Annotated in this window: 4 protein-coding genes; all 4 read left to right on the top strand. The window is 50.0% G+C overall.

What is annotated here, in order from left to right; all coding sequences use genetic code 11:
- The coding region (locus VB081_RS00830) for a DUF1002 domain-containing protein (RefSeq protein ID WP_323398975.1) at nucleotides 1–833 on the top strand (833 nt) is incomplete at its 5' end.
- A gap of 130 nt (nucleotides 834–963) precedes the next feature.
- On the top strand, nucleotides 964–1,839 hold the full coding sequence (locus VB081_RS00825) for a cation diffusion facilitator family transporter (protein ID WP_323398974.1): 876 nt from the start codon (nucleotides 964–966) through the stop codon (nucleotides 1,837–1,839).
- A 16-nt stretch (nucleotides 1,840–1,855) separates the two neighbouring features.
- On the top strand, nucleotides 1,856–4,066 hold the full coding sequence (locus tag VB081_RS00820; protein ID WP_323398973.1) for a heavy metal translocating P-type ATPase: 2,211 nt from the start codon (nucleotides 1,856–1,858) through the stop codon (nucleotides 4,064–4,066).
- A 222-nt stretch (nucleotides 4,067–4,288) separates the two neighbouring features.
- Nucleotides 4,289–4,874, top strand: a 586-nt coding sequence (locus VB081_RS00815) for a corrinoid protein (RefSeq protein WP_323398972.1), incomplete at its 3' end; no start/stop codon positions are given.

The raw sequence follows: 4,874 nt of genomic DNA, 5'->3' as shown, positions 1-4,874 counted from the left end.
AAATAACCCTGATCGTTTTGACACTGGTACTCTCGGTGGGATTGCTGGTAACGCCTGCTTTGGCGGCGGATACGGAATCGCGCGTGGTCATCGGCGCGGACAACACGGAATCGCAGATCGCCGATGTTTACGGCTTTTTCAACATCAATCGTGGAGATGTAAAAGAACTGCAAGTAACGAACAGCGAGGAACGGCATTATCTGAGCGGGATCGCTCCCGATGAGAAAATCGGTAATGTGGCTCTTTCGTGCGTGTATATCGCACCCAACGATGGCGGCGGGATCGATATGAGCATCAATAACATCAACTGGGTAACGGAAAAAATGTACCAGTCTGCGCTTGCGACAGCGGGCATCACGGATGCAAAAGTAAAGATATCGGCCTATAAGCCGGTTTCCGGCACGGGTGCGCTTGCAGGCATTTATAAGGCATATGAGGACATGACGGGCAAGCAGTTGGACGAGACCGCGAAGAGCACAGCGGTAGAGGAGCTTGTTGTAACGGGTGAGCTGCAGGAGGCTCTGGGAGATGTTTCTTCAGATATCATCAACGACTTAAAAGGCAAGCTTGGCGAAACCAAGAATATGACGGATGAGCAGATCATCCAGCTTATCAAAGACACGGCGGATAAATATGAAGTGACGTTGACGGACGATCAGATCCAGCAGATACTCGGGCTCGTCAAAAAATTCAATGAGCTGAACATTGATCCGGACACGTTTCTGAACCTGTTCCAGGCGAAGCAGGGCGTGGAAGGCTTCTTCTCCAGCGTGGGCGACTTCTTCAAGGGCATCGGCGACTTCTTTGTCAATCTGTTCGGTGGCGGTAACTAAAAATAGGTGTACGGAAAAGAGACTGCAATCATGCGGTCTCTTTTTTTGATGAGCGTTTATCATTTAATGTGTTATAATACAGATTAACAGATCGTTATTTTGGTTAATTATATAACAGGGGTATCAGGAATTGGAAGATCGTTTTTCGGCCGGCAAAAAGGTCGCGTCCCTCGGGATCGCGGTCAACATATTATTGTTGATATTCAAGCTGACGGCCGGATATTCTGCGGGCAGCCAGGCGATGATCGCTGACGGTTTTAACAGTCTTGGCGACGTATTTGCCTCTGCTGTGACCTTGTTTGGCAGCCTTTATGCCGCAAAGCCAAAAGATGCAGACCATGTCTGGGGGCATGGAAAAGCAGAATATTTAGCGTCTATGATCATTGGGTTTTCGATGATCGCGATGGCGGTCTATACGATCAGCGGATCGGTCGGCTCGTTGATCGAACAGTCTACCTTGGAGTTTTCCTGGTGGCTCGTGGGGGTTGCGGCGGTGACGATTGCCGCAAAAGCAAGCTTGTACGCGTTCTGCATCAAAAAAAATAGGCAGTATAAAAGTGTTTTGATCAAGGCAAACGCGCAGGATCATAGAAACGATGTGTTTGTAACGTCGGGAACGCTGATCGCTATCTTTCTGAGCGTGCTCGGGTTTCATTGGGTCGACGGCGCGATCGGTATCGCGATCTCGTGCTGGATCATCTACAGCGGGTTTATGATCATCCGGGAATCGGCTCGTGTGCTGATGGATACGGGCAGCGACGCGCGGACGCTTGAGGAATATAAAGACGAGATACTGAGGATCGACGGGGTCGACCACATTGACAGTGTCAGCACTAAGCCTGTCGGAGCAAAAATAATCCTGATCGTGAAGGTATCTGTTGATAAGGATATGACAGTGATAGAAAGCCATAAAATAGCAAAAGCAATAGAACTCGAAATGATGCATGACAGAGCGGAGATCGATGACGTTATCGTACACATCAATCCTGATCTGCCGCACGTTTGAGGGAGGAGTATGGGTAATGCAAAAAGAAACTGTTTTTAATATTAAGGGCATGAATTGCGCGGCTTGCTCCGCTTCGGTGGAAGGCGCGCTTTCTCGTGTTGAGGGCGTAATTTATGCAAGCGTCAATCTTGCCGCCAATAGTGCTGTCGTGGTCTCGGAAGATAATGTATCGGAGGAGACTTTGATTGCAGCGGTCGAAAAAGTCGGCTTTGGCGCATCCGTCGCAAAGGACGGCCAAATGGTCACGCAGGACGAGCATAGGTTCCATAAATGGGAGATTTTTTTGGCGCTGATATGTGGTGCGATCGTAATGTATATCGGTATGGGCGCGCATTGGGGATGGCCGCTGCCGTCTGTGATATCGCCGGATGTGGCGCCTTTGAATTATGCGTTGATCCAGCTGATCATCACGGTGCCGGTGATTTTTGCCGGAAGGAGCTTTTTTACGAACGGTATGAAAGCGCTTTTGAAGGGACATCCGACGATGGATACGCTGGTAATGCTGGGAACAGGCAGTGCGCTTGTTTACAGCATTGTGATGACGTGCTTTATTCCGTCTGATATGCATGCGGTACACAGTTTGTATTTTGAAAGTGCGGCTGTGGTTGTCGCTTTGGTATTGCTTGGGAAGTATTTGGAAGAAAGCAGTAAAAACCGTGCAAAGAGTGCGATATCCAACCTTGCGAGCCTTGTGCCGCAGGATGCGGTCGTCGTAAAGGATGGACAGGAGCAGAAGATAAAAGCTGCTGATGTAAAAAAGGGTGACATCGTGCTTGTGAGCATCGGTCAGCGCATACCAGTGGACGGCATCGTGACGGAAGGACAGGCAAGTGTGGATCAATCTACCCTGACGGGTGAAAGTTTGCCTGTATTCAAAGAGAAAGGTGCTAAGGTTTCGGGCGGAACGCTTGTAGCGGACGGCGTACTGCACATTGAGGCGACAAATGTCGGTACAAACACCGCGATCTCACAGGTTGTCAAGCTTGTGGTGCAGGCGCAGCAAAAGAAAGCAAAAATCTCGCGTCTGGCAGATAAGATATCGGCGGTGTTCGTACCTGCCGTGACGGCGATCGCGATCGTTGCGGCGGTGATCTGGGCAATCGCGGGACAGGACGCGAACTTTGTTGTCAATATTTTCGTATCTGTATTGGTGGTCGCTTGTCCGTGCGCGCTTGGGCTGGCTACACCCATTGCCGTTATGGTCGGTACGGGTCGCGGCGCACAGATGGGTATTTTGTTCCGCGGCGGTGATATCGTGGAAACGACAGGCACTGTGGATACGGTACTGATGGATAAGACAGGGACGATCACAAAGGGGCAGCTGCACGTTACGAACGTTGTTTCTGATAATGGCGATGAGGAGGCGCTGGTTCGCCTTGCGGCAACTGCCGAATACGGCGCAACGCACCCGATTGCAAAAGCGATCATAGAGTATGCAAAGTTTATGGATATCGAGCCGAAAAAGCCCGATAGTATCAAAAATGTAGCGGGACGCGGTGTGATCGCACAGACAAAGCAAGGCGAGGTCGTGATCGGTACGAAGGAGTTCATGGATATTCAGGGGATTCCTACGGAGGAATCGCGGACGCCGGGCACGACGCGGGTGTATGTGGCTTATAATGGCGACATGCTGGGCGTGATCGCACTGGCGGACGAGATCAAGGAAGATGCAGCCAACACGGTCAAGCTGTTGCATGATGCGGGCATTGAAACTGTGATGATCACGGGTGATAACGAAAAAGCCGCGCAGCTGATCGCGGTACAGGCGGGTATCGACCGGTTTGTCGCAAACGTGCTGCCGGAGGATAAAGCGGCGGAAGTGCAGAGGGTCAAGGATAGCGGTAAAAAGGTTGCGTTTGTGGGAGACGGTATCAATGATGCGCCGGCGCTTGCAACGGCGGACGTTGGGATATCTGTGTTTGGCGGCACGGATGTTGCGGCGGATTCGTCAGGAGTCATACTGATGAAGGATGATACGGACAGTATTGCGCAAAGTATCTTGCTTTCGCGCAGGATCATGCGGACGATCAAGCAGAACCTGTTCTGGGCGTTTATATATAACGTGATTGGCATTCCGATCGCGGCGGGCGTCTGGTTCGCATTCGGCGGGCCGACGCTGACACCGATGTTTGCCGGACTTGCGATGGCGTTTTCATCCGTGTGCGTGGTGCTCAACTCGCTGAGGCTGTCGGTTTATAAGAAAAAGCAAAAAAAATCTGTTGATTAATCAACAGATTTTTTTCGGAAGTATCATATATATTTAAACGCCGGAGGCGATTATTGGATCGCTGTTTTGTTTTATTGATTTCATTATACGGAGATTTTTTTAACCCTGTATGAATGATCTATGAATAATAAGTGAATAATGAAAAAGACAAAAAACGCCGGTGTGTGATATAATATGTACGGTATCATCGGTACAACAGATTTATGGAAGGAAAATTGAAATATGAGTGTATATGATGAATTGAGCCTTTTTGTACAGCAGGGGCGAGCAAATAATGTAAAAGAGACCATCGCGGTTGAGCTTGATAAGGGAACGAATCCAAAGGAATTGTTGCAGAGCGGTCTTCTTGCGGGGATGGCGATCGTAGGAGACAAGTTTAAAAACAATCAGGTATTTGTACCGGAGGTGCTGATCGCTGCGCGAGCCATGCAGGCAGGGATCGATGCGCTTGCGGTGGCACTTGCAACAGAACAGATGGAAAGCAAGGGCAAGGTCGTGCTGGGGACTGTGAAAGGCGACTTGCATGATATTGGCAAGAATCTTGTGAAGATCATGATGGAAAGCAAGGGGCTTGACGTGATTGATCTTGGCGTGGACGTATCGGCAGAAAAATTTGTGGAGAGCGCGATCGATAGTGATGCGCAGGTGATCGCCTGTTCTGCGCTGCTGACGACGACGATGGCTGTCATGCAGCAGGTGGTGGAACTTTTGAAGGAAAAAGGCCTGCGCGATAAAATCAAGGTCATGGTAGGCGGCGCACCGGTGACGGAAGATTTTAAAAACAAGATCGGCGCGGACTATTATACTG

This window comes from Christensenella sp. (genome assembly GCF_034927525.1).
Lineage (GTDB): Bacteria > Bacillota > Clostridia > Christensenellales > Christensenellaceae > Christensenella.
This window is presented reverse-complemented; position numbering and strand designations above follow the sequence as displayed.

Bases quoted from the DNA above. Each gene is read 5' to 3' on its own strand.
- VB081_RS00820 (WP_323398973.1), top strand. From the start codon at position 1,856: ATGCAAAAAGAAACTGTTTTTAATATTAAGGGCATGAATTGCGCGGCT.